Consider the following 24,185-nt stretch of genomic DNA (forward strand, 5'->3'; position numbering starts at 1 on the left):
TAAATAAGTCCCTATCTAGCGGTGCTTGTACTGAGTCGGACAATAACCTCTCGAAACGCCCGAACTGCGCAACTTTACGTGTTTGGTTGAGCGCCCAGAAACACGTGAACGCCACAGCTTAAAACTGCCAAGCTTGAGATGGCTACGCATAAAACGAATCACTTGTGATTCATTTAAACCAAATTGGTGCTCTATTGCCTCAAATGGCGTTCGGTCTTCCCACGCCATTTCAATAATTCTTGATTCATTCTCTTTGGATAACATCATACATACTCTTCCTTAATTAACTGGGAGAAATACGCTCGTTCCAAATTTAAAGATCACAAGGTGACCACTTTGAACTCCACGACTTATAAAGTTCGATAAAACAACAGGCTAGCAGCGAGGCAATCATGGGGTCAAATAAGCTTGTGCGAACTCTCTAAGCACTCTCGCATTGTTGTGGTATTTGCTATCCCCGCACTTTATGCCATCCACTCTGATGTCCGGGCTGGAATAAGCAGGTATAACATCTCTCTCATAAGACATCACTGTCCCTCTGTCAGCACAAATTGCGCCGAAGGAGTATTGAGGAGCTCTTGGATACGTTCCAGAAATGTAACTTTCGATACTATCAAAATCTTTCAATAACGTTTTATAGTCATGATTAGCACCACTTAAATGGCCAATTTCATGCTCCATTAAGTAATCAGGGCAGTTTACCGCTAAAGAAAAAAAGTAGGATACTGAAGATGACATACCACAATAATCAGACTCAAAGCTAAAATTATAATTAGAAAATACTATCCCAGTAAAAATGGGGACGCCGTCTTCTGTTGTTTCTGGAATCGGCTCATCCATCGAGAGTTTTAATAACCTCTCTGCTGCGCCCAAATCTTGAAACCAAAGGCTGTCGATTTCTGGCGTATAAGTCACCTTGGTAACTTTTCTCGTCATAGGGATGCAGGAGTTCTTCAATACCAAATTCGAATAGCTTTCCCATGTCGCTATTTTAGAGGCAACAAATGCTTTGGAGTATTCGGCTAACACCGATTCATCAACATAAAGATGGATCTCTGTATTCAAAACCTCACTCTTCGCACAAGTAGGAAACTCGATGCTTTGAGCATTGGAGAGTCGGCTATTGCTCAACACTATAATCAAAACACAACCAACTAACTGGATAAGCCTTTTAAAAGAACCCTCACTGACTCGTGTATTCATTTCCACCCTCTCCCTATATTCAAAACCACAAAAAGCATCATAAATGCCGTAACTTAAGATTCATATCGATCCCCATTACACATATAAGCATTGGTCTCTCAAAGTAACCGGCTCTATCGATGTTTTTCAGAAAACAAAAAGCTCGCCATACAATGACGAGCCTTATTGATTATGAGAGCTTAACGGTTATAAGACCCTGGCATTAACAAGGCCCAAATACGAAGAAATTTAAAGTATTAAGACACCTGACCACGTAAAGCCAATTCAACGTTTTTCAACACTTTGAACTCTTCTCGAGTACAACCGCGCGCCACGGAAACCCAATGGTCGCCAGTTTCATCGGCTCCTTTAAACTCTGCACGCAACTCATATCTTCGCCATGTAACAAACGCCAAGATAAAGGTCAGCGCGAGCATCGGTAAACCGAACTGAGGAACAAATGCCCAAGTCGCAGCCGAGAGGACTAAAGCCAACGAAACGATATTGATTGCGTTTTCTTTAAGACCCAATTGACGAATTTCTAACTGTTTGATTTTACGTAAGCTATACACATCTTTCTTAACTCGGAGTTCGCTAGAGCTCACCAGAAAGTCTGATGCTTTGTATGACCTACGAAGTCGCACTAAATTCGCTAACCTGTTGCGTGTTTGATTCTTTTTCATCGCCTTTCTCCATGTTATTAAAGGTTAGTAAAAACTAATATAATCATGAAGTTAATGAACGAGCGCTTATTTTATAAATCAAACCAATATTAAAATCAAGCTTATGTAATTAATAACACTTATAACAACACCATCTTACATGTTAAATTTCAATAGAAAGAAGGCTTATTAAGGAATCTACTCATCATAAATCGGTGTACTTTAGTTAAGTGAGATATAGGCCGATAGTGATTCCGATAATCGACCGAACATACTAAACGGCGGGCATGGTTCACCCTGCTTTGTAACTACTTATATCAAAGAGATTTTTGCAATGAATCTCACGATCTAGGAATGCTGAACCACGGTCACATAACGCTCCATCTTCCATAATCAGAACAGCCACCCTCCCTCTTGATTATTGATTTTTTGAATACCAAAATCATTCAATTGAACATATCAACATAGCTTATCAATTAAGCAATTGATCTCATAACAAAGAGACTGTACGCTTGCGCTATGCACACGGTTACCTAATGGAGATCACGATGAATGAACTACTGACATGCGCTATGGAACAGAAACAACGAACAACAGTGACGAGTTTATTCGCAAGAAATGGATTCAAGATCGCGGCTACTGACTTTGATGATGTGACTTTCGAACGAGAGAGTGTATTGGTCAATGTTCGTTTTGATGCTTCTTCAAACGTTGAATCGATCTCGGTAGTGAAGAACTAAATATCAGATTCAATTACTTAGATGGTGGGCTTAGATAATATAGCTCACCGTTTATTGATTAGGGTTCCGGTCTCGACAACTCCTTTTGACTAGATAAATACAGACAAGTACACCACTCTATATTCAACCAAAAGTTGCCAATCGATTAGCAATTCCATCAACTTGGCTTATATTTGTAAGTAACCTTTAAACAAAAAGTGAAGTGGTGTTTATGTTCCTAACTCGGTTGATTTATGTCAGCACGCTTTGTGAAAGTTGCGATTCTAAAGCTTTGGACGATATTTTGGATATTTCCCGTGACCACAATAAGCAAAGCCATCTAACGGGGCTCCTGAGCCATAATCAAAAGTACTTTCTTCAGTGTATTGAAGGTTCAAGAGATGCGGTCAATAATACCTATAATCACATTCTCAATGACCCACGCCACAGCAACGTGACGATTCTTTATTACAAAGAAATTGATAGCCGACAGTTTGGTGATTGGTCAATGGGTGACATTCCACAATCTAGTTTGACCGCATTATTGAATTTACAGTTCTCAACCTCTGATCAATTTAATCCATATGAAATGTCTGGGGAAAGTGCGTATCAAATGTTGTTAGAACTGAAACAGAATCTACCTTCTGAGTAATAACTATACTAATGCAAGTTCATAAATCAAAAATCCACAGAGCAAAAAGCCCCAATGTATGGGGCTTTTGTATATCTAATTCTCACACTAATCTATTGGCTATTAGTTTGTGGTTCCTGATCGCTGTCAGAAATGGCCTGTTGCTGACTACCAGAAAGCATTTTCTGCTCCGCAGTAATATCTGACTCTTTAAATACGATAAATGCGCGGCGGTTTAGCGCATCAGCTTTCTCAGTGCGCTCATTGATCGCTGGCTGTAGTTTACCAAACGACTTCACTTCCCAAATGAACTGCTTAGGGTCGAGTTTGGTTTTGAGGTATTCAACCACCGTTTCGGCGCGGCGCTCGGCCAACTTCTCATTATAAGAGAGCGAACCCGCTTGGTCGGTATGCCCTGCTACCATGATACTGCCTTGCAAGCCACTCAACTGAGCCGTGAAATCATCCAACTGAGTTAAGTCTTCTGGCTTAAGCACTGATTTATCAAAATCAAAGTGCGGCGTCATTGCCATGTACACCTTACGCTCTGGTTTTGGTGGTTCACAGAAAGGCATCTCTTCGTACTTTTGAGCCTCTTCAAATACGATAAATGCACGGCGGTTTTCCGCTCGGTCTTTATCAGTTTTACCAAACAACAGAGGTTGAGTCTCACCAAGGTGTTTCACTTCCCAATCGTAATTCGTTGGATCGAGGTGCGCTGTCAAATAGTCTGCGACGGATTTAGCGCGACGCTGTGAAAGACGTTGGTTATATTCCAATGAGCCTTTGTAGTCGGTGTGACCAACAATTGTGATACGCCCTTTTAGACCTCTGATCTCTTCTACAAAGGCATCTAAGTTGATCGCATCTAAGTCGCGTATTTTGTATTTATCAAACGCAAAATGCTCTGCGATAGCAACATGCACCTCACGTTCAGGCGCCAAACATTCACTGATTAAAAACTTAGACACATCTAAGCCAGCAAACTTGTCTCGGTTCTCCTGACTCACGTACGTGTCGGTTGCACAGCCGGAAAGCAGCAACGTACTCATCACTGCGCTTATTAGGAAAATAATTGTTTTCATCTTACTCTTAACTGTCACTTCGAATTCTCAACTCTTAACTTTCAACCCACTTTTGGGCTGGCTTAGATCTTACCGACTAAGTTAATGAACACACCGGATGCGTCGTAGTCATCATCATTGGTTAAGTCACTATCAAACGCAGAGAAGTTATAACCAATCCCCATTTTGAAGTTCTCGCCGATGTGCTTGTTCACCGAAACTAGTGCACCGTGTTCTAGCTCATCGTTGAGAGTGTCTGTTTTCCAGTGGTATTCACCCGTCACATCCCACTCTTTCATCACGCGGTAAGAAGCGCTTAACCCGTATAGGTCGATATCGCTTTTAACCAGCTCATTCGAACCAGACGCTCGTTCAAAAGCTTGCTGTTTGTCTTTGTGCGCGTACTTAGTACCGACATCCCAGTGTTGGTCGATCGAATAGATCGCTTCAACTTCAATGATCTGACTGGTTTCGTCTTGATAATCCACATCGCGATCCAGTTGGTCGTAATCTGCAATATAGGTGTAGCGGCTCAGTAAATTGAGTCGATCGTTGTAGATCGGACGATACGCGAGGCCGCCAGTGGCTTCGGTAAATTGCGCCATGGTTTCGCCCGTAGTCTCGCTTTTGGTAATGGAGTAGTTGTACTTACCGAACAATGTGTACTCTTCCGTTAAGTGATGCGTATAACGGTTGGTCGTCACGATTTGTTGTAGCTCTCGCTGAGCGATGTCAGGGTCGTCTTCACTCTTATCCACTCGATATTCAAATTTGTGACTTAAGGTGATGTCACCTAGGTCAATTGAAGCATTGAAGCTAATAGATTCACGCTCTGTGGTGATGTTCTGGTCATCTTCAATTCCCCCAAGTTGATAACCGATCCCCATCTCGACATCTTCCGTCACATCGTAACCAAAGCCGTACGAGTCTATACGACCGTGGCCATCGTTTTCATCAACGAACTGGTTCTCTTGGTAGAAATCGACACTGCTAGTCAGGTCTGCACGCTGACCAACAATCACGTTGTTTTGGCCTTCGTAGTTATCATCTACATAAGTTACGTAGGTTGAGTGGTCATCGGATACATCGTAAGTCACCGTTGCTTCAGCAACTTGGCCACGGTCGCCGTCGGTGTATTCACCACCCAATGACAAGTCTTCCAATACTTGGAATTCAGCACCAATCGATGCGCTATCGTTCTCGTCGTAGTCATCCGATTGAGAGACTGTGGTTTGGCCTTTAATGTAGACGCTATTGTCACTGTCCCACATGTATTCCAAACGCACACCCGCTAAGGTCGCATCGCTGTGCTCGTCGTTTTGATTAAGCTCTTCAGTTTGTTGCCCCGCCGCAGACACCTTGATGTGTTCAGTGATTTTAACTTGAGTCTCGACCTCAATGGTTTCAGTATCCGCTTCTAAATTGCCGTCGACATCACGCTCTTCATTGGTAGAGAAACGAGATAGAACCGCCAAGCGATCGGTCGCTTGCAAACGAAGTTCTGCACCGTAGGCTTCTTGTTCTAGGTCATCGCTACTGCTTGCGTAACTGTATCCTGCATCTTTGTCTCGATACCAAAGTTTCAAGTCATTACCGACTGCACCAAAAATGGTTGGGGCAAGATCGTAAAGGCTCGTCACAGCAGTAATTTGAATGCTGTCACCTTCACGATCTTCTAATGTGTCGCCAATTGGCGTAAAGGTTAAACCACCATCAACCGAAACAAAATTCGACTCTGTTTGAGTACCTTCACTGTGTGCAAATTCAGCTTTAATGTAGGTGCCTTCTGTCGCACGTAACGTTAAGTCGGTGCCGTAAGACTCGTAGTCTTGGTTGTCCTTTTCTTGAGTCGCATACGTCACGCCCACGCCAACGTAGTCGTTGACCCAACCTTTGGCACGACCACCGTAAGACATCGCATCTAATGAGTCAGAACCTTGTGGGACGTACTCATAGTCGACAACCAGAAAGTTTTCGTAGTCGTCGCCGTTTTCAATCACGCTGCCAAAGCTGTCGGATAGGATGTTGTCGAGTGGCTTGGTCAAAATAATGCGACCTTGGTACGGGTCAAAGTCATAGTCGACGCCCGGCTCAAGTGGGATTTCATTTTGTACTAGGCCATATTCATCTTTTACTTTTACGTAAACCTTGTCGCTTCCCGGTACCGCTTCGCCGTGGCGAAGGAAATACAGAGAACCGCCCGTACCTAAGAACTCATCATGCGCATACAAGGAGTCAGCTTCTGCCGTAAATCCGACCACGTTCAAGCGGTCTTCACCGTATTGAGTGGTATCGCGAGTGCGGTAATCAGCTTTGAAACCATATAAACTACGGTTGTAGTCGTTGTTCTCAGTACCAGTTAAACCTGTGTTGTAGTTACCCCACAAGTATTGCGATTTATCGTATTCCACATTGAGGTAAACCTTACCCTTAGTGTTGACCACTTTTTCGATGTTTGAGCTGTCACCATAGTTACCGTAATACAGCTCATCGTCGTCTTCGAGGATATCGAATACATCCGAATCGTCTGATGCGAACGGATGTTTGAACATGTCTTTGATCTCACTTTCTCGAGTATCGAAGTGAGTGGTCACGCGAAGCTTGTCACCAAATTTACCTTGACCAAAGTAGGCTAAACGACCTTGATTATAGATGTCATTTTGATACTGGTCATCGACGCTTAATGCATCGCTATTGCCAGAAACATTGTTCTTACCAACATAAAGATCAGCCAAACCCGTTTGCGCGTAATAAGTATCTGGGATACGAACGTACAACTTGTAACGGCGTTCATCACCGTTATCAAACACAACCTTGGTTGGGAAAATATAGGAGTCTGTAGGTAAGTACTGCTCTGCGTATAAGTTGCCGTCTTCAACGTCAAATTCGTCTTCACCAATGATGACTTTATCGACGCCTTTTAAACCGGTACCAATGAACTTGGCTAAGCCCGCATTGGTTGGGATATTGTGACGCATCAGCTTAGCTTGTCCGTAGCTTTTGTCTTTGCTCTCTTCATCGTCGTTATCGTTTCGATCAATATCGACTTCAGAGTCAGGCTTCACCAAATCCGTGACACCAACCGTGGTCACATCCATGTTGCCATCTTTGTCCCACGCTTTTAGGCGGAACATCAACTGCTCACCGACTTCAAATTGGTAGTCAACATCGGTTTGGCCATCCCAGTTGATATCAGAATCGTTTGCCAGTTTGTCGCCACCAAGTACAACAATTGGCTCAGACAAACCAAAATCACCGACACGATACACTTCTAACTGGTACTTTTTGATGTAATAGCCATAGTTGGTGGTGATGGTGAAACCGACGCTGTCACGCAGTGTGCCTTGTTCGACTTCTAATTCATCACTGACACTGACATCTAATACTGGGTCAAAGCGAGTGATGTCACGGCTTGCCCAAATAGCGCCTTGCTCTAGGTAAATACGTGAGCTGTCTTGGTCTTGATTCGGTTTGGTGATTTCAATGCCAGTCGTCTCAGAACCGAGTTTTTCAAGCTTACCTGTGTCTTTCGCTACCGCCATCACTGGGATGGCAGTCAACACACACGTCGCTAAACGAGACTTACTAAATACTTTCATACAATTTCCAGATACGGTTCCAATGGCTTACTTCTGTTCACTTTCTTGATCTTTGCGATGAACGCTAAAGTTGAACTTGGTGAGCTTGTTCGGGGTAATTCGCAACACTTTCGGGTTTTCGCTCACCACTTCCATAGAGGTGGATAGCGAATCAGTGTCCAACTTCACTAGGAAGTTCTTACCTTTCTTATTGAGTACCCATTGGTCGGGCACGTGGTAACGACCGTACTGGTCTGTGTAAATAACGATTCCCTCAACCGTCATCAACTTAACGCCCGGAATACCATCTTCGTAAATACCTTTGTTCTCGATAACGATTTCCCACAGGTAATCCTCGCCATCGCGATACAGGTTTCTGGTTACGTTGAGGTTTTCCGCGCTCAGTCCCTTCTTCTTATCTGATTCATGCTTGAACTGAATCTGACCTTTTGTGTCGAACTCAATACGAGAGCCCGAATCGGTTGTGACATAGAAATCAAAGCTCTGCTGTGTGCGAGTCTTAAATTGAATCACCACTTTGCTGGTTTCTGGCAGTGTTCGGTTTACTGAATGCCCCCAAAGATCGCCAAGATCCAAGCCCTGCTCAAGCCCAGTGGTTATCGCACCATCTTGAACAGCAACGTCTTGACCATCACGGATGATGTGTGTCGAGTCAGCGATGTAGCCTTGCGTTGATAGGTTCGCAGTCAACTCAACATCAAAAGCGGTTGCATCAGCTTGGAATCCATCCTTGTTGTGATCTTCAAAAACTTTACCGATGATTGATGAGGTATCGAACACTTTGTCCGGCTCTACGGTCACTTTAGCGGTGTCTTCATTGGAAACAGCCGAGCCATCCACTTTCGCGACTGCGGTGTTGATGTAGTCACCAAAGGTGGCACCTACCGATACACGCAATAAGTATCGAATACGTAGCTTCTCGCCCGGATCAAAGTTCAACGAAGTGAACATAAGCTTGCCAGTGTCTGATGGCTCTTGAGAAAGAACCTGATCGTCTTCCGTACCAAACTCACCATCAATACCGCTCAACACGATTTCTGATGTGTCCACGATATACTTCAAGCCCCCCGGATAACGGTCTTCTACCGCCACATTCTTAAAGTAAGATTCATTGTTGTTCTCAACGATGATCTCGTACTCAACCGCATCACCGACTTGCGCGGTATCTTGCAGTGCAGATTTAGTCAGCTCCAATTCCCCAGAGTTATCAGGAATCTTCTTGATGTGAGTGGTTACGCTGTCGCAGGTTTCGGTACCGTCAGATTCGGTCGCCGTGAAGGTATTGGTAATGTCGTCATCCAAACCTTTACCTAATGTACCCACCACTTCAAATGCATAGGCATTTCGCTTTTGGGACTTCAGGTTAACGGTAGTGTCTAGGTCTTTGCTCGACGGGAAGCTATGACGCTGAATCACCGAGCCTGTGTCATCGACTTCCACGCCTTCAATCGTCCAGTCAGTAAACACTTTGTTGCCAACGCTATTTTGCAGCTCGCTGATCTCATCAGTGAGTCGCACGTTCGCTGCATTACCTAAACCATTGTTGGTCACGGCTAGGTAATAAGTGACACTGTCGTCATCTTCAGTGTATTCAGGTTTGTCTGAACGCTTTTCGACAACCAGATCTGCACCCACTGGCGGTAAATCCAGAGCTGATACTTGATCGGCGACTGCCTGCATCGAGGTTTCTGATGCCAACATGCCTTTAGAACGAGCACGCATCGTTGGGTTACCGGTTAAATCAAGGTAATAGCCAAGCACATCGATGTTGGTCAGCATGCCTTCGTTAACTGTCAGGGTGAATGTGTAATCAATCTTGCCGCCCGGCGCGATATCGACCAAGGTGAAGAGGTCTTTGTCGCTCTCATATATACCCGGTTGAGTTTCAGCTCCTTCTAGCGTTGCCGTTATTGTCCAATTATCGAAGGCATTGCTGCGAGAACCATCAATGTAATCACCCATTGACTCAGAGAACTGGGTGTAAAGCGCGACATCTTTAGCGATGCCACGACCAATGTTTTGCACCACTAAGTGATACTCGACTTGGTCGCCCGGCACGTAATAAGGTGCGTCTGTAAAGAGATCGGCTTGAACAACCGCGGCAACAGTTTGAACCGGGGGGCTAACCACATCACCGCCGTCGACTTGCGCTGTATTGATGATACGCCCAGTCGCGGTATCGACTACGGTGCCTTTTGAGCGGAACACAACCGTACCGTGCGGAGCGATATCTACGTTGTATTCAATCGGGCTAACTTGCTCGGTCGTAGTCCCGACCGTGGTTGAGTCAACAACCAAAGAAGTGGTTCCGTCAACAAAAGCAGGTCCAGTGGTACCATCGTAATAGCTCACCTCAATGGTACTCATATCATCGACAACGCTTAGATCATTGATGTAGTTGTTTGAGGTGTTTTCAATGGTGATCAGGAACTCAAGTTCACCACCCGGTTCATACTCGGTCTGCACGTTGGTTTTCGTCGCAACAAACTCAGAGCCTTTCGGCGTCATGATTACCGTCGAGTCTTGTGGTGTACCGTTGTAAGTGATGGTTGCCGTGTTACTGATATCGCCAATCGCCGTAGTACGAATCAACGCCTTAACGTGGAAAGTCACTGTGCTCTGTGGCGCAACATCCATGTTGACGTCGATATCTTCACTGAGGTCAAAAGTCTTCGGATTCACAACCGTGCGGTCATCTGAAGTTTCAAAACTCACTTCCCACATTAGGAATGCCGATTCTTTTTTGTCTGCTGTGGTATCCACTTCAATGTCACTGATTATGTCTTGCAGCTGAACGTCAGAAGCAAAGGCATCAGAACTATTGGTTATCCTTACCTCGTAGTTAACCAGTTTGGTCACTTCATAAGATGGTGTGTCGACTGTCTTATCGATAGAAACCGTCGCCAACACAGGTATGCTGGTTGCCGAGTCATCAAAGGTCATGCCGTCAAAAGTTGCTGATGCCATATTGGTGATATCACCGGTCACCAACGGATTAATCATGACTTGAATCGTGAATACAATGCTGTCTTCCGGTGCGATATCGAGCGTCTCATTGAGGTCTTCACCACTGGTTGCGTCTGGTACTGGCGTTTCACCCGTCGTCGATACCGCTGAAATTTGGATTGAAGCAGGATCAAAGGCTTGATTCGTCTCACCACCTGCAATCGTGGTTTCAACCGACTTCAGCGTATCTTCAATAGCAACATCTTCAGCCCAACCTAAGCCGTTATTCTTAACGGTTACCGTGTACTGAAGTGTTTCTCCCGGAAGGTACTCTGCTTTATCGACATCTTTAGTGATCTCAACTTGCGCGTCTTCTGGAATGTAGGTCGCGTCGGCAGAGTGCTCACCGTCGTCGCTATCAACTTTAACGACATTAGTGATCTCGCCTTTCGCCTTATCATTAACAGTGTTGGTCACGACAAATGAATAACTGTCACCTGGGTGAATGCTGTAAGTCGCACCATATCCCTGCGTATTATTAACCACATCTTTACGAGCGTTCAGTGCTGGATCGCCACTGCCATCAAGCTGTTCGTCACTAGTAACCCAATTACCTGTCAACGCTTGTTCTTGATCAGGGCTGTTAGCCACCTCTGTCATGATGGTGTCGATACGATCGGTTAGGACTTGATCCACAAGGTAACCTTCACCCGTGTTGGCCACAGTGATCTTGTATGAGATTGGTTGACCCGGTTGGTATTTGGCATCAGGTTCTGCAATTGGCGTCGTCTCTTTGGTTAGCACCAATTGACCCGACTTCGGCGTGATAAAGCCTTCTCGTAAGCGAGCGATTTTCGAATCGTCCAAACCATGTCGTAGATAAGCCGTATTGGTAAAGCGTCCAATCGCATCATCACGAACCTTACCTTGAACATGAATACGGATAACTGTGTACTTATTGCCGCCCCCCGTACCTGCATCGTCACGCCCTGCCATCTTGATGGATTCGGCAGGTAAATCGATGTCTGGACTGTTTTTTCCTACCAGCTTGTCTAACTCTGAGAAATCGTTCGCGTCAGGATCAGATGGTGCAGAGTTGTATAAAACATCGTAATCGACACGCCACTCTGTGAGTGCGGTTTGCATTGAACCATCGACCGTTTCGACTTCGAAGCAACTGATGATGTCGCGGATTGAGAACAGGCCAGAATCCACATCGTCATTAGTGATGTCGATGTAGTAATTCACCGTTCCACCCGGTACGTACGTGGGTGTATCTGTCCACTTATCGATTAAGATATTCGAGCGACCGGGGTCAAGTACGATGTCGTTGGTGTCATCGCCGTTCACTTGTGCTGTGTTAGTAATGGTACCTGTTGCCGATGTTGAAACCGTGCCTTTAACATCGAACACGATGCGTTCGCCGGGGCGAAGATCGACAGTCACATCCAACGGGACACTTCCGTTGTAGTCGCCCTGTACGTCATAAGATCCTACCGGTTCAACTGCAATCGCTGTTGCCCAATCAGAGAACGCATCATCGCCATCTTCCGTTTTGATGGTATGGATGGCATCGATAACACGTACATCATTGGCAATGCTATCGCCCGTGTTATCTAACGTGACTTGATATTCAACATCACCACGTGGTGCATAAGTACAGCTGCTGCCATCGTTTGAAGGAACTGAACAGCCAGCCGATTCACCATCGGTGTATACCAAGGTTTTGAAGTAGTCGAGTTCAGCCGTTTGTGGTGGAATCGTTTCTGATGTTGCTGACTCATTTTCTGCCGTCACTCGGTTGGCTTCAATGGTCCCCAAAGCGTCATCACGGATGACACCCGTTAAGTTGAACGTCAGTACTTCACCTGCGGCAATATCGGTTTCAATATTTAGGTTACTGTTTGGGTTATAGCTAGGAACATAGGTATCTACGTTAGCATCAATACCATTGCTGATTTCGTGAGTGATATCGCCCGAAACAAAGGCAGATTCCATTGTTCCGCCAATAACCTCAACTTGAATATCCTTTACCGTGTCTTTGATCTGAATGTCATTTGCCCAACCGTTTTCAGGGTTAGTGACCACAAATTCATACTCAACTTCATCACCCGGCAGATAAGTACCTCCATCGTTAAACGGGTTACCATTAATCGACACCACGCGTTTTTCAACGCTGATATTATTGCCAAGAGGCATTAGAGTCGCAGTGCGAACCATACCGTCATAATTCGCTTTGTTTTGAATATCACCCAACGCATCCTCACGAATCACAGCATGGATGGTGAACGTTAGGCTTTCTTGAGGTGCGATAACAATGTCGTTATCAATATCGATGTTATTGCCCGGTACAAAGTCAATCGCGTCGGTAATAGAGCCTGTCGCCGTCGTTTTATCTAGGCTAACTTCCCAGCCAGCCAAGAACGGTTGTCCTACAGGATCACCACCTGAAGTGGTGCTGTCTTCTGCAATGCGAGTCTGAATTGCTGAAATGGTATCTTCGAGATGAGAGCCATATTCAATGCCATTGCCCGTATTCTTAATCTGAACTCGGTAATAAACCTCACTTTCGCCAGGCGCTTGAGAATATTCAAATTTTTCCGAGGAGAAACCGGCATCATAAAATGCTTTTTTGGAGAAGGAAATGTCAGGATCAGCCATCGTTGCTGGTGGTGATATGGCAATCAGTTCATTGCCATCATCTTCATCGATGTAAGCTCTGTTAGTAAACGAGCCAACGGCTTTCGGACTGATCTTGGCTTTAATGACATAACGCACAAAAGCTGACGCTATTACACGATCAAAATTATCCGCCGAAATATCGAAGTGTGTATCAATCGGTTGGTTATCTTGGATCGAGTTATCAACATCTGGGTCAGAGATCCCTGAACTATCTGCAGACGAGTCAATAGTCCAGCTATCAAATGCAGGCCCACGAGTTCCATCGTAATATTGAGTGTTAATTTGGTCGATATCGTCACGCAGACTAATATCATCAACGTGTGCTGTTGCTATGTTTTCAATATAGATTTCATACTCAATGTAACCGCCAGGCATGTAACTTGTCGCACCCGGTATTTCGTTACCATCTGTATCGTAGTAAGCTAAAATGTTCTTTTCATAATCAATTTGGCGAGCAGTTTGCTGGATATCGTGTGAAATGGTGTCCCCATCAACGGTTAAAACGTTAACAACACCTCCATTGGCTTTATCATTAATAGTCGCGACCACTTGATACTCAAGCGTGGCTCCCATCGGAATATCAGCATCAACATCCAAGCTACTGTCTGTTGATGTATAAACATTGCCTGCACCGGCACCGGCGTCAACATACTCAGAATCAGTTCCGGTTGCGATCGATGTGATGGTCCAATCTGAATACGCAGGTCCTGTATTACCATCCACTAAGCTGACCGTAATATCTTCGAGGTTATCGACGATTGGAATATCGTGAGCATTACCTTTACCGTCATTCTCAATCACCAAGTGATAAGTTACCGTCTGAGCAGGTTCATACACCACTTCATCGGTGGTTTTATCAAAATCTAAATGGTAATCATCAGGGATGACCACGGTATCTCGATAGTGAATATCACCGACGGCGTCAGGCCTAACAGTACCGGTTACCGTGTAAGTCACGTCTTCACCGGCATCGATATCAATAGAGGTCACGATATTGGTGTCATCCACAACCTCACCGTCTTTTGTACCATCGGTAGTGCCTGCATTTGCTGGGTCACTCTTAGCTACCGCAACCGTAAACTTGTTGGTGCTCACCGCATCGTCGAAGAATGGATTGCCTGATGTGCCATCTTGTAACTCAACCGAGATATCATTGATCAGTTCATTAACGTCAACGTTGTTGCGATAGCCGTGACCATCTTGAGAGTTGTATTTGATGGTGTAAGTCAGTTCATCACCCGGAGAGTAACGGTTGATATTGGTTGTGCGAACTACTGTACCGTTATTGTGAACTTGATGGTTTTCAGCTACGGCACGTTTCGCGTACTCGCAGTCGTCGGTACAACCGGCATCGTTATCATGAATCAACACAGCTTCGTTGCGGATGATACCGCCGTCTCTATCTGCGACGCCATTCGATACCGCATTATCTTTGACATGCGCCTTAATACGCACCGTGACAAAGCTCTTCGCGGGAATTGAAACTGGAAACTCCACATCTTCAGTCGTTTGAGGGCCGAAACCAGAACCAGTATCAACAGACCAATAGTCAAACGGGTTTTGCTCAAGAACATCTTCTACTTCACCATCTTTATCATTCGCTAGCGTAGTAGTGATCTCACTCAGGCGATCCATGAAGATAAGATCGGTCTCATCAGTGTCGCTGTTATTGCCAATAACGATGGTATAGGTGAGATCTTCACCCGGCGTGTAACGAACAACATCGGTCGTTTTGGCTAGTGAAACATTGATGTCATAGGTACTGTGTGAGTTATCTATTTGAGCGGAAGAGCTGTGGTCACGATCCGTGATAGGATCGTAAACATCAACACGATTCGATACTTGTTCTTCTTCATAGTCAGACTTGACAATACCGCTCACTTCGTAATGAACCCACCCTCCAGGAGTGATATCAACGTCGGTATTGATGTCAGTGTCGTTAGCAATATCACCGTAACGAGAACCTGGTTTATCAGTGTTGGTTGAACCAACAACAGTCCAACTATCAAAGAAATTAAGTGCTGAAATGCTATCTTGTACCGTTGCGTCATTTGCGTAGCCGATGCCACGGTTATAGATATAAATATCGAACGTAGCGCGTTCACCTACAACAAAATCGGTATTACGAGCTGTCTTAGCGACAACAAGATTAGGTTCATTTGGGTAGGTGCGAACGGTATCCGATAGGTTAGTATCTGGTCCCGTCACTGTTGCGGTATTGGTGAACGCTCCCCAAAGAATTTCACTGTCTACGCTACGATCGAGTGTCCCAACAATGGTATAGGTAATCGTCGCACCTGGCGGGATCTGAGCGGTGGCATCCAAATCATTATTATCCGAGAACGACCCAGGGTCAGTTACGGCTTTCACCCAAGGAGAGTCTGCTTCTCTTTCTGCACTGATCGTCCACGATGAGAACACAGGCTTGGTTTCACCCGGTTCATGCAGTAACTCAGCCTCTATCGTACTGATTTCATCTTTAACATTGATGTTAGAGGCAAAACCGTTCCCTTCTGGGTTGGTAATACTGATCGTATAAGTAACAGTATTGGTGGTGTCGGAATACGCGTTTTGTTCGTTATGACCATCAACACGCTTATCCAATACTAAGTAGTAATCTCGTGGGTATGAACCTCTATCGGAATAAAGCACGCTGTCTACCGTCACTTCATTTCGAATCTCATCATCGGCAATCGGGTTTACCACCGCTGCAATGCTGTAGATGATTTTGTCGTGTGGGGCTAGCTTCGCCTTCACATCTAAGATGTTCTTATTACTCTGATTACCCGAAATTTCACCGCTAAAACCGGGATCACTGTTTATTGAGACTAAGTCATCCGAACCATAAGATTTCGCCGTCACAACCCAGCTCAAATACGCTTTGGTCGGCTCATCCGTGATTGATTTGGTCATGATTGATGCAATGTCATCGTATACTGGCACATCGATCGCGTAGCCATCACCGTTGTTTTCTACAGTAATTTCATAATTAAGATCGCCACCTGCAGAGTAGTAGCGTGAATCTACTTCCTTCTGTACTTTTAACTTGGAATTTGGCATTTGCACGCCTGAACCAACCTCACCAAGGTTATCTCCTAGGCACAAACCTGCATCAGTACCATCATCAACAATTTGACCCACACTGGTATCTGCTACTTTTGCTGTTAACTTGTAATGAACAAAACCTTCAGGTGCCAGATCGACTTTTAGGTTGATGTCGTTTGTAGTCCAAGCCCCATAATTAAATGAGCCATAGTTAGAACCCTCACCGCTACTTTCATACACTTCTAGCTTCCACTCGGAAAACGCAGAATCGGTAGTACCATCGGCTTGCTCTGTCACGATACAAGCGAACTTGTCGATCACTTCAACATCGTTAGCGAAAAATTCAGTGTCTTTGTTGGAGATAACAATGTCGTAAACCACTTCACTTTCACCCGATATTCCAGGCACATAAGTGGTATCCGTTGTGTTCTTGTTGCGGGTAATTTGGCTTGATGAAGAATCCAAAACATCTTGTGTATTTAGAGGATTAGTCACTACATCAGCAGAATCGGCCGTACCTTCAGCATCCACGACGCGCGCGATAACTTTAGGAATTTCGCCAATAGACACAGGGCTTACATCGACCTCAACCGAGTAAAGGATCTCCTCACCAGGGTAAATTGAGACGGTATCGTTCAGTGAACGATTTGATTCAACGCCGCTAACGACCAGTTCTGAGGTACTGTTAGGCCCAATAGTAATAACCTGATTGGTCCAAGATTCGTAAGGATTACCCTTGGTATCGGTAGCATTTTTATCGTTGCTGATGTCGTTACCTAAGCCGGTCTCTATGTCGGCAAGTAGCTGCTGAACAGAATAATGGTAGGCGATACCAGAGTTTTCTTGGTTGGCTACGGTAACCGTGTAAGAGAATTTATCATCAACAAGATAATTGTCTGATTGATTCAAGGTGTGTGTCAGGGTGACATTAGGCTGTGTAGGTGGCGTTGTAATTTCGTCACCCATGACCAACGCATCTCGCGTTTCTGCGATTATGCTGTCATTAACAATGTCGCCGACGAGTTTGTCGGCAACAGTCGTTCGAATTTTGTAGGTTACAGACCCTCCAATGTCAATCGATGCATCGTTGACTGACAAATCCCCTGAAGAACTAAAGGTACCTGCATCACTTTCACCACCTTCAACCTCGGCAGAATTTACATTGTTGGAGAAAGCCGGTTGAAGAACGCCATCAATGTCGAGTGCCTTGATATCTGAAATAGCATCTTGAACATCAAGTGTTTGAATCACCATATCGCCAGTATTAGCAACCTTAATTGTGTACGTGAGTTCTTTATTCAATTGATAGTTTGTCTTATCAACAGATACCACGACATCATGCATATACAAGCTACGTTGAATCGACTCCATATTGGATTCGACAGAATCCAGAGGCCCAGATCTCGCACTTGCAACGTTATCAATCGTACCTGCAGCATCGCTAGAAACCGTCGCTAACATCGTATAAGTCACAGATCCACCAGCAGTAACTCGAACGCCAGTGGCTTCTAAATTTCCGAAGCGATTGTAAGTACCCGGCGATGAAAGAAAGCTCGACTGGGCTTGAATCGATGCCCCAGTATAGGCGTTAACAACATTCCCTTGCTCGTCTGTCGTTAAGATGTTTAATAGCTCATCTTTAACATCAAATTCATCGATGGTTCTATCCGACTCATTGGTTAAAACAAGCGTATAAACCACCTGTTGATCATTGTCATAAGACGGACGGTCAACAGATAGATCCATTACTAGACCCGTCGTATCCGCATAGGAGGCGAATGGAAACAATAAAATGGATAATAAAAAGGCAAGGTTGTATCTGAACATTAACGCGCACTTCACAGTAGGTTGACAAGTCAATAGGCACACTGCCATATATTTGACGTCACAATTTTGGCTTCTAGCCTAATAGGATTACAGTCAACATACAGTTCAAAAAACCAGAACGATTAACATTCACAAAAAACAATTTACCGACAATGTTAAATAGCGGTCTGATTTTATAATTTAGAATCAAAAGTACATTGAGTTAAATATCAAAAGGTAAGCTTTTTACGATGAGTGCATTTTCACAGTTGCTACAGAACGTAAGAAAGGAACTTAAATTTACACAAACGGAATTTGCTACGTATTTAAACCATTTAGATGATGAGTTCAGTGCAATCGATGTCGTAACGATAAATCGTTGGGAAAATACAAAGGTAAAACCGAGTAATTACAAAATCTTGAAAATTTTGGATTGTTTAGGACTCGACTTATACGATACATTAAGAGCATTTATGCCTGAGGAAAAAGAGGTATTAATCGACCGTTTTTTTACCGAAAAATTCTTTTCTTATCAAAGTAGAATTTCTGCAATTTCAAGTTTACATAACAAAAAAAATAATAACGATTTCAAAGTGCTCCCATTGATGACAGATAGGCATGATCATGACCTCATTGATAGAATAAAGTTAATTTCTAATTTCACGAAGGTCGATATGTCACCATTAAATTCAATCGATTTATTTCTATACCACAATGAGAAAAAGGCTTACGGTCGAAAAATCATCGCCTCAAGCGGTAACATAATTAGCCATAGCCTCGGATTTTTTTTCAAAGGTGATGTTTTTGAGAAGTACAAAACAAAAAGAATAGAGCTAAACATGGCTTGTTCTTTACAATCAAATCACGATTTAAACTACGTTGTTGTAAGCTCACATTCAGAACAAAAAAAGCATACCATCGATAACATTATTTCTGACATTAAACTATTATCAAAGTACAACAACATACGAAGATACTCGGTTCAAGTAGAAGACCCAAAAGCAATTAAGGTAATGAAAAATATGGGGTTTTAATTATTTAAATTTTCTAAACCTTCACCTGACATCACAAATATCACTTTCAAAAACAGATCCTACCCATACTGTGTATTGAGTATCGATAAATTAAAGTTCCTTACAAATCGACATGTCATATCATTAATCAAAGGTGATTCTTCAACGATGAAAACATTTCCAACTTTACTACGTGCAGTAAGAAAAGACCTGCAACTGACACAAAAAGATTTTTCTGCATACATCAACCAATTAGATGATGAATTCAGAGCTGTAGATGTCGTAACAATAAATCGATGGGAAAATAACAAAGTAAAGCCAAGTAATTACAAAGCTCTGAAACTACTAAACTGTCTTGGCCTGGACTTGTATACAACATTGAAATCCTTTGATTCAGAAAACATCGAAGACAGCGCAATACTTGAGGACTTTCTTAATGAACGTTTTTTTTCATTTCAAAGTCGAATATCTTCTATCGTTAAAGGAGAGAGAAATGAAGATAACGACTTTCAGATCATGCCATTAATGACAAGCCAGAATGACAAAGCGATTATAGATAGAATAAAGCTGATTTCACAATATACCAAGGTGGATCCTTCAGCGCTTGATACTATCGATTTATTTTTATATTACAGTGAAAAAAAGGCTTATGGCAGAAAGATGGTCAATGTCAACGGTGATATTGTTAGTCATAGATTAGGCTTTTTCTTCAACGAAGATCTATTCGAACAATACCAAAACAAACATCTGAATATTAAACAAGCTTGTTCTTTAGACTCTAATCAGAATTTAAATTACATGGTGGTTACCGGTCATTCTGAAACGCGAGAACAATCTATTGCGAACTTAATTTCTGATATAAATCTTCTTGCAAGAAACACTAAGATTAAAAAGTATTCTATGCTTATTAAAGACCCAAATGCACTGAAAATTATGAAGAAAATTGGATTTGAAATCTATAAATTTTCAGAACCAACAGAAGAAAAGTCGAACATCACATTCAAAAACAAAAACTACCGCTACTGCGTGCTAACTATCGACAAGATTGAATTACTGAGTAACAAGAATGTTATCGCATTCATTAATAAATATGGTTAAGCACCTCATTTTACTAACTATAGAAAGCTTATACTAAATTCTTCTTAAGCTTCTCTTCCAACGCTTGGATACACAGCTTGATAGCGATAGGCGTATTTGAAGCGAATGGGTTTAGCGCATAAACCGTGTTGGTCGGTAGTTGGAATGCTGGCATCATGTCGACCACCTCACCGGATAGCTGATGAAGGTAAAAGTCTGGAATAGCCCCGATACCAACGCCAGATTTGATCAAGGCGAGACAACTGTGAAAGGAGTTCGTAATGCAGCTGGCTGGCTGTTGGTAAATAAAGTCTTGTTCATTTTGCGAACTAAAGTGATGAGTCACCTGTTTTCCCTGCCAGGAATTTGCAATGTAGGGAATAGCGTCTAGTTCATGAGATCGCATGCTTTCAACACCACATAACACGTCTTTAAATTCACCTAAACGCTTTTGCTTTAGGTTGCTATCACGTGAACTGCCCACTCGTACTGCGAGATCAATATCGTGTTCCATGAAGTCTAGATGCTGATCGTCGCTTATCAGTTCTGGTTTTAGCTTCGGATATTGCTTCATCAGATCTGCAATGACGGGTACGACGAGCAAGTCCATCAGAGCATTCGACGCCGTAATACGAATCCGACCTTGTGGCTCTTCTAATTCGGCTTTTGCCATATCCCAAGCCGATTCAGCGATCACGTTGATGTCTTTGCAACTCAAGTAAAAACGCTCACCCATACTGGTCAGCGATTGCCTGCGTGTTGTGCGCTTGAGAAGAGAAGCGCCTAGCTCTTGTTCTAAGATTTTGAGGTGCTGACTGACGACAGATTTAGACAACTCAAGCTTTTCAGCCGCAGCTGATACTGAACCCTGCTCTACGATATGAGCGAAAATCGACATCTGCTTTAACTTACTCATCTTATTGTTCTCTTTTTACAAACAGTATTTTCTATTATCTCTGTTTTTCAAATTAATTTCCAAGACTAAACTCAATTCAACTTATCGAGATACCAAATCAAAAAAACAGTGCTCGACACAATACTGTTATGGAGAAAGACAATGTTAGACAACCAAATTTTAGAAGCATGTAAGCAAGGCATTAACGCGTGGCAAAAAGCTTTCAACAGCCAAGATGCGAAAGGCTGTGCCGATCAATATACTGAAAGCTGTGTAATGGAAGCGCGTCCGTTTGGTACTTTTGAAGGTCGTGAAGCGATTCAAGCGTTTTGGCAAAATATCATCGACCAAGGCTTCAAAGACGTTGATTACACCGATGTTAAGTGGGAAGAGCACCCAGAAGGCGGCTACATTCTTACGGCTAGCTGGACAATGAACAAAGCGTTTGGTGTTGTACATCGTGAGCACTGGGCACTAGAAGCGGATGGTTGCGCTCGTTTAGTCAGCGATGATTTTGAGGTTCAAGGCGAACGCTAGAGCTGTAATTAAAAGCTAGAAGCTCAAAGCTCAAAGCTCAAAGCTCAAAAATAGAAACAGAAACAGAAAACAAAAAGCCAGCAATCCAAATTGGACTGCTGGCCTTTTAATGTTTGACTCTGTCGCCTTTTCACTTGATTTGAAGGTGATTCAGTGACTCTACACAATCACTCAACACGCTCATCATTTCAAATCAAAATGTCTGGTAAGACAGAGCAAATACAAGTCAAAGTTACAGTGCTGCTTTCTTCGCTTCTGTAATCCAACCATCGAACGTGCTTTGGTTCGCTTTAATCCAACCGTTTACGTGCGCTTCGATATCTGCAGAGCTGTTCTTACCTTTACTCATCATCATGTTCTGAGCACTTACATCATTGATGTTAAGTTTGATGATTTCGAAAAGCTTCGCTGCTGATGGGTTGTTCTTAGCAAACTCTTTGTTCGCAATAATGCGCATTGAGTTCATTTCGAAGCCGTAGTTTTTGCCGTTAGATAACGTCGTGTCCACATTCGAACGCTCGCCAGGAAGTGCTGAGAAAGGTACTTCTAACCAAACTACATCTTCGTTAGGTACCAATACGCCACTTACCCAGTAAGGTGTCCACGTGTAATAAAGGATTGATTCACCCTTTTGGTAACGAGAAATGGTATCTGCGATGATCGCCGCATAGTTACCTTGGTTGTGAGTCACCGTATCGTCCAATTTGAACGCTGAAAGTTGATGTTCAATCACCATCTCACAACCCCAGCCTGGGTTACAACCTGTAAGGTCTGCTTTGCCATCACCGTCAGCATCAAACAGCTTCGCGATTTTCGGATCCGTCAGTTGACCAATGTTAGTGATGTTGTATTTTTCAGCCGTTTTCTTATCAATCAGGTAACCTTGCGCAGCACCACTTACATATTGACCTTCACGGTAGAATTTTTCATCACCACCAGCCATTTTGTATTTATCAGCATGAAGCGGGAACCAACCTACCGTTAAGAACGTTGCGTCACCTTTTGCGATAGAGGTGTAAGCTACGTTGTAGTCCACTTCTTGTGTTGATTTTACGTCATAGCCAAGTTCTTCTAAAGCGCGGTTAACAATCAACGTTTGGAATGTTTCTTCCGCTACAGACGATTGAACTGGCTGAACTGATACACCTTCACCCGGTAAGCTTGCTGCCCACACGTTCGTTGATACTGCTAATGTAGAAACGATGCTAACTGCAAGTTTGCTCTTCCATGAATTATTCATTGGTGTTTTTCCTTAATTGTAGTTCTGATTTGTTACCGCGATTTATCGCATTGAGCACAAGAGAAACAGGGCCCATGTGGTACCAGCGTAATTTTGTATTACCTGCATTTACCCCGAGAACTTGGGTAATGCGGTCAAGTAGGATGGCGAGAATAACGATGCCGAGACCACCAACAGCGGCCAGTCCCATATCTAGACGGCCGATCCCTCTCAGTACCATTTGACCTAAACCACCTACCGCGATCATTGATGCGATAACCACCATAGATAGCGACAACATCAGTGTTTGGTTCACGCCCGCCATAATGGTTGGTAATGCAAGTGGCAGTTGAATTCGGTAAAGCATCTGCTTTTTGCTTGCACCGAATGAATGACCCGCTTCGATCAAATCTTCCGGTACTTGCTGAATACCTAGGATAGTTAAACGTACCACCGGTGGCAGTGCGAATATAATGGTCACCACCACACCCGGAACGTTACCGATACCAAACAACATTACGATGGGTACTAAGTAAACGAAGGCTGGCGTGGTTTGCATAGCGTCCAGAATTGGTCGAACGAATTTAGCCGCCGTGTTACTTCGGGCGAGCCATATCCCCATGGGTAAACCGATCAACAGGCAGAAGAATACAGATGTCATCACCAGTGAAAGCGTGGTCATCGCTTCAGACCAAGCGCCAATCAAACCAATCATAGTAAGAGATACTGCCGTAGCAACACCCAGTTTCAGGTTTGAAAACTGCCATGCCACCAAGAACAAAATGATGAGCATAAATGGGGCTGGCGTAGACACCAATGCCGTTTCAAATGAACTTAGAATGAAATCGATAGGTACACGAATTGCTTGAAACAATGGTCGTCCGTGTTCAACTAGCCAATTCAATCCAGACTCAACCCAAGTATCAACAGGCAGAACGGCTTCTGCAAAAGGATTAAGAGGATCAAAAGGAATGGTTTCTACAGTTTCACTGCTTAGCCAATCTGCCGATGGTGAAGTGTCAGCGGCTTGACCCCAAGGATCACTTGATGGCTGAGCGGCAGGAGCAGACTGTGACCATGGGTCATTATTTGTTTGTTCAAACGACAT

General features: G+C 43.7%; 14 protein-coding genes. 5 read left to right on the plus strand and 9 right to left on the minus strand.

From position 1 onward, the window contains the following. Nucleotides 1–15: 15 nt before the first annotated feature. From AC3CHU_RS09955 to AC3CHU_RS09965, 3 genes are all read right to left on the minus strand, one after another. On the minus strand, nucleotides 16–267 hold the full coding sequence (locus AC3CHU_RS09955; RefSeq protein WP_054546617.1) for a TIGR03643 family protein: 252 nt from the start codon (nucleotides 265–267) through the stop codon (nucleotides 16–18). 123 nt (nucleotides 268–390) lie between these two features. Beyond that, nucleotides 391–1,203 carry a hypothetical protein gene (locus AC3CHU_RS09960; protein WP_054546618.1) on the minus strand — a complete coding sequence of 271 codons (813 nt, stop codon included), beginning with the start codon at nucleotides 1,201–1,203 and terminating at the stop codon, nucleotides 391–393. Nucleotides 1,204–1,439: 236 nt separating this feature from the next. Further along, complete coding sequence (locus tag AC3CHU_RS09965; protein ID WP_488524458.1) at nucleotides 1,440–1,865, minus strand: hypothetical protein; 426 nt, start codon at nucleotides 1,863–1,865, stop codon at nucleotides 1,440–1,442. A 527-nt stretch (nucleotides 1,866–2,392) separates the two neighbouring features. Between AC3CHU_RS09965 and AC3CHU_RS09970 the strand changes: the two genes are divergently transcribed. Both AC3CHU_RS09970 and AC3CHU_RS09975 read left to right on the plus strand, forming a co-directional pair. Next, nucleotides 2,393–2,584, plus strand: a complete 192-nt coding sequence (locus AC3CHU_RS09970; RefSeq protein ID WP_237290660.1) for a hypothetical protein — start codon at nucleotides 2,393–2,395, stop codon at nucleotides 2,582–2,584. 211 nt (nucleotides 2,585–2,795) lie between these two features. Beyond that, on the plus strand, nucleotides 2,796–3,215 hold the full coding sequence (locus tag AC3CHU_RS09975) for a BLUF domain-containing protein (RefSeq protein ID WP_065205509.1): 420 nt from the start codon (nucleotides 2,796–2,798) through the stop codon (nucleotides 3,213–3,215). A gap of 92 nt (nucleotides 3,216–3,307) precedes the next feature. Here the strand turns inward: AC3CHU_RS09975 and AC3CHU_RS09980 are convergent, their stop codons facing one another. The 3 genes from AC3CHU_RS09980 to AC3CHU_RS09990 form a co-directional block, all read right to left on the minus strand. Further along, nucleotides 3,308–4,279, minus strand: a complete 972-nt coding sequence (locus tag AC3CHU_RS09980) for an OmpA family protein (protein WP_488524459.1) — start codon at nucleotides 4,277–4,279, stop codon at nucleotides 3,308–3,310. Between the two features lie 62 nt (nucleotides 4,280–4,341). Continuing rightward, nucleotides 4,342–7,857, minus strand: a complete 3,516-nt coding sequence (locus tag AC3CHU_RS09985) for a hypothetical protein (protein ID WP_488524460.1) — start codon at nucleotides 7,855–7,857, stop codon at nucleotides 4,342–4,344. Nucleotides 7,858–7,884: 27 nt separating this feature from the next. Beyond that, complete coding sequence (locus AC3CHU_RS09990; protein ID WP_488525490.1) at nucleotides 7,885–18,276, minus strand: hypothetical protein; 10,392 nt, start codon at nucleotides 18,274–18,276, stop codon at nucleotides 7,885–7,887. A gap of 311 nt (nucleotides 18,277–18,587) precedes the next feature. Between AC3CHU_RS09990 and AC3CHU_RS09995 the strand changes: the two genes are divergently transcribed. Then, the gene (locus AC3CHU_RS09995) at nucleotides 18,588–19,370 is read left to right on the plus strand and encodes a helix-turn-helix domain-containing protein (RefSeq protein ID WP_488524461.1); all 783 of its coding nucleotides are present in this window, start codon (nucleotides 18,588–18,590) and stop codon (nucleotides 19,368–19,370) included. 147 nt (nucleotides 19,371–19,517) lie between these two features. Further along, on the plus strand, nucleotides 19,518–20,447 hold the full coding sequence (locus AC3CHU_RS10000) for a helix-turn-helix domain-containing protein (RefSeq protein WP_488524462.1): 930 nt from the start codon (nucleotides 19,518–19,520) through the stop codon (nucleotides 20,445–20,447). Nucleotides 20,448–20,475: 28 nt separating this feature from the next. Here the strand turns inward: AC3CHU_RS10000 and AC3CHU_RS10005 are convergent, their stop codons facing one another. After that, nucleotides 20,476–21,342, minus strand: coding sequence for a LysR family transcriptional regulator (locus AC3CHU_RS10005; protein WP_479298040.1), 867 nt, complete (start codon nucleotides 21,340–21,342; stop codon nucleotides 20,476–20,478). Between the two features lie 141 nt (nucleotides 21,343–21,483). On the opposite strand from AC3CHU_RS10005, the gene AC3CHU_RS10010 reads away from it, so the two are divergent. Beyond that, on the plus strand, nucleotides 21,484–21,858 hold the full coding sequence (locus AC3CHU_RS10010) for a YybH family protein (protein ID WP_029222090.1): 375 nt from the start codon (nucleotides 21,484–21,486) through the stop codon (nucleotides 21,856–21,858). A 232-nt stretch (nucleotides 21,859–22,090) separates the two neighbouring features. On the opposite strand, the gene proX is transcribed toward AC3CHU_RS10010, so the two are convergent. After that, nucleotides 22,091–23,098, minus strand: coding sequence for a glycine betaine/L-proline ABC transporter substrate-binding protein ProX (gene proX, locus AC3CHU_RS10015; RefSeq protein WP_065205515.1), 1,008 nt, complete (start codon nucleotides 23,096–23,098; stop codon nucleotides 22,091–22,093). Next, the gene (proW, locus tag AC3CHU_RS10020; RefSeq protein ID WP_488524463.1) at nucleotides 23,091–24,185 is read right to left on the minus strand and encodes a glycine betaine/L-proline ABC transporter permease ProW; all 1,095 of its coding nucleotides are present in this window, start codon (nucleotides 24,183–24,185) and stop codon (nucleotides 23,091–23,093) included. Before proW ends, proX begins: the two co-directional genes overlap by 8 nt.

The sequence above is a fragment of the Vibrio sp. QJM3NY_39 genome, assembly GCF_057785895.1.

Excerpts from the sequence above, each read along its gene's own strand:
- AC3CHU_RS09955 (WP_054546617.1), bottom strand. The coding sequence starts at position 267 with ATGATGTTATCCAAAGAGAATGAATCAAGAATTATTGAAATGGCGTGG.
- AC3CHU_RS09960 (WP_054546618.1), bottom strand. The coding sequence starts at position 1,203 with ATGAATACACGAGTCAGTGAGGGTTCTTTTAAAAGGCTTATCCAGTTA.
- AC3CHU_RS09965 (WP_488524458.1), bottom strand. The coding sequence starts at position 1,865 with ATGAAAAAGAATCAAACACGCAACAGGTTAGCGAATTTAGTGCGACTT.
- AC3CHU_RS09970 (WP_237290660.1), top strand. The coding sequence starts at position 2,393 with ATGAATGAACTACTGACATGCGCTATGGAACAGAAACAACGAACAACA.
- AC3CHU_RS09975 (WP_065205509.1), top strand. The coding sequence starts at position 2,796 with ATGTTCCTAACTCGGTTGATTTATGTCAGCACGCTTTGTGAAAGTTGC.
- AC3CHU_RS09980 (WP_488524459.1), bottom strand. The coding sequence starts at position 4,279 with ATGAAAACAATTATTTTCCTAATAAGCGCAGTGATGAGTACGTTGCTG.
- AC3CHU_RS09985 (WP_488524460.1), bottom strand. The coding sequence starts at position 7,857 with ATGAAAGTATTTAGTAAGTCTCGTTTAGCGACGTGTGTGTTGACTGCC.
- AC3CHU_RS09990 (WP_488525490.1), bottom strand. The coding sequence starts at position 18,276 with ATGGATCTATCTGTTGACCGTCCGTCTTATGACAATGATCAACAGGTG.
- AC3CHU_RS09995 (WP_488524461.1), top strand. The coding sequence starts at position 18,588 with ATGAGTGCATTTTCACAGTTGCTACAGAACGTAAGAAAGGAACTTAAA.
- AC3CHU_RS10000 (WP_488524462.1), top strand. The coding sequence starts at position 19,518 with ATGAAAACATTTCCAACTTTACTACGTGCAGTAAGAAAAGACCTGCAA.
- AC3CHU_RS10005 (WP_479298040.1), bottom strand. The coding sequence starts at position 21,342 with ATGAGTAAGTTAAAGCAGATGTCGATTTTCGCTCATATCGTAGAGCAG.
- AC3CHU_RS10010 (WP_029222090.1), top strand. The coding sequence starts at position 21,484 with ATGTTAGACAACCAAATTTTAGAAGCATGTAAGCAAGGCATTAACGCG.
- proX (WP_065205515.1), bottom strand. The coding sequence starts at position 23,098 with ATGAATAATTCATGGAAGAGCAAACTTGCAGTTAGCATCGTTTCTACA.
- proW (WP_488524463.1), bottom strand. The coding sequence starts at position 24,185 with ATGTCGTTTGAACAAACAAATAATGACCCATGGTCACAGTCTGCTCCT.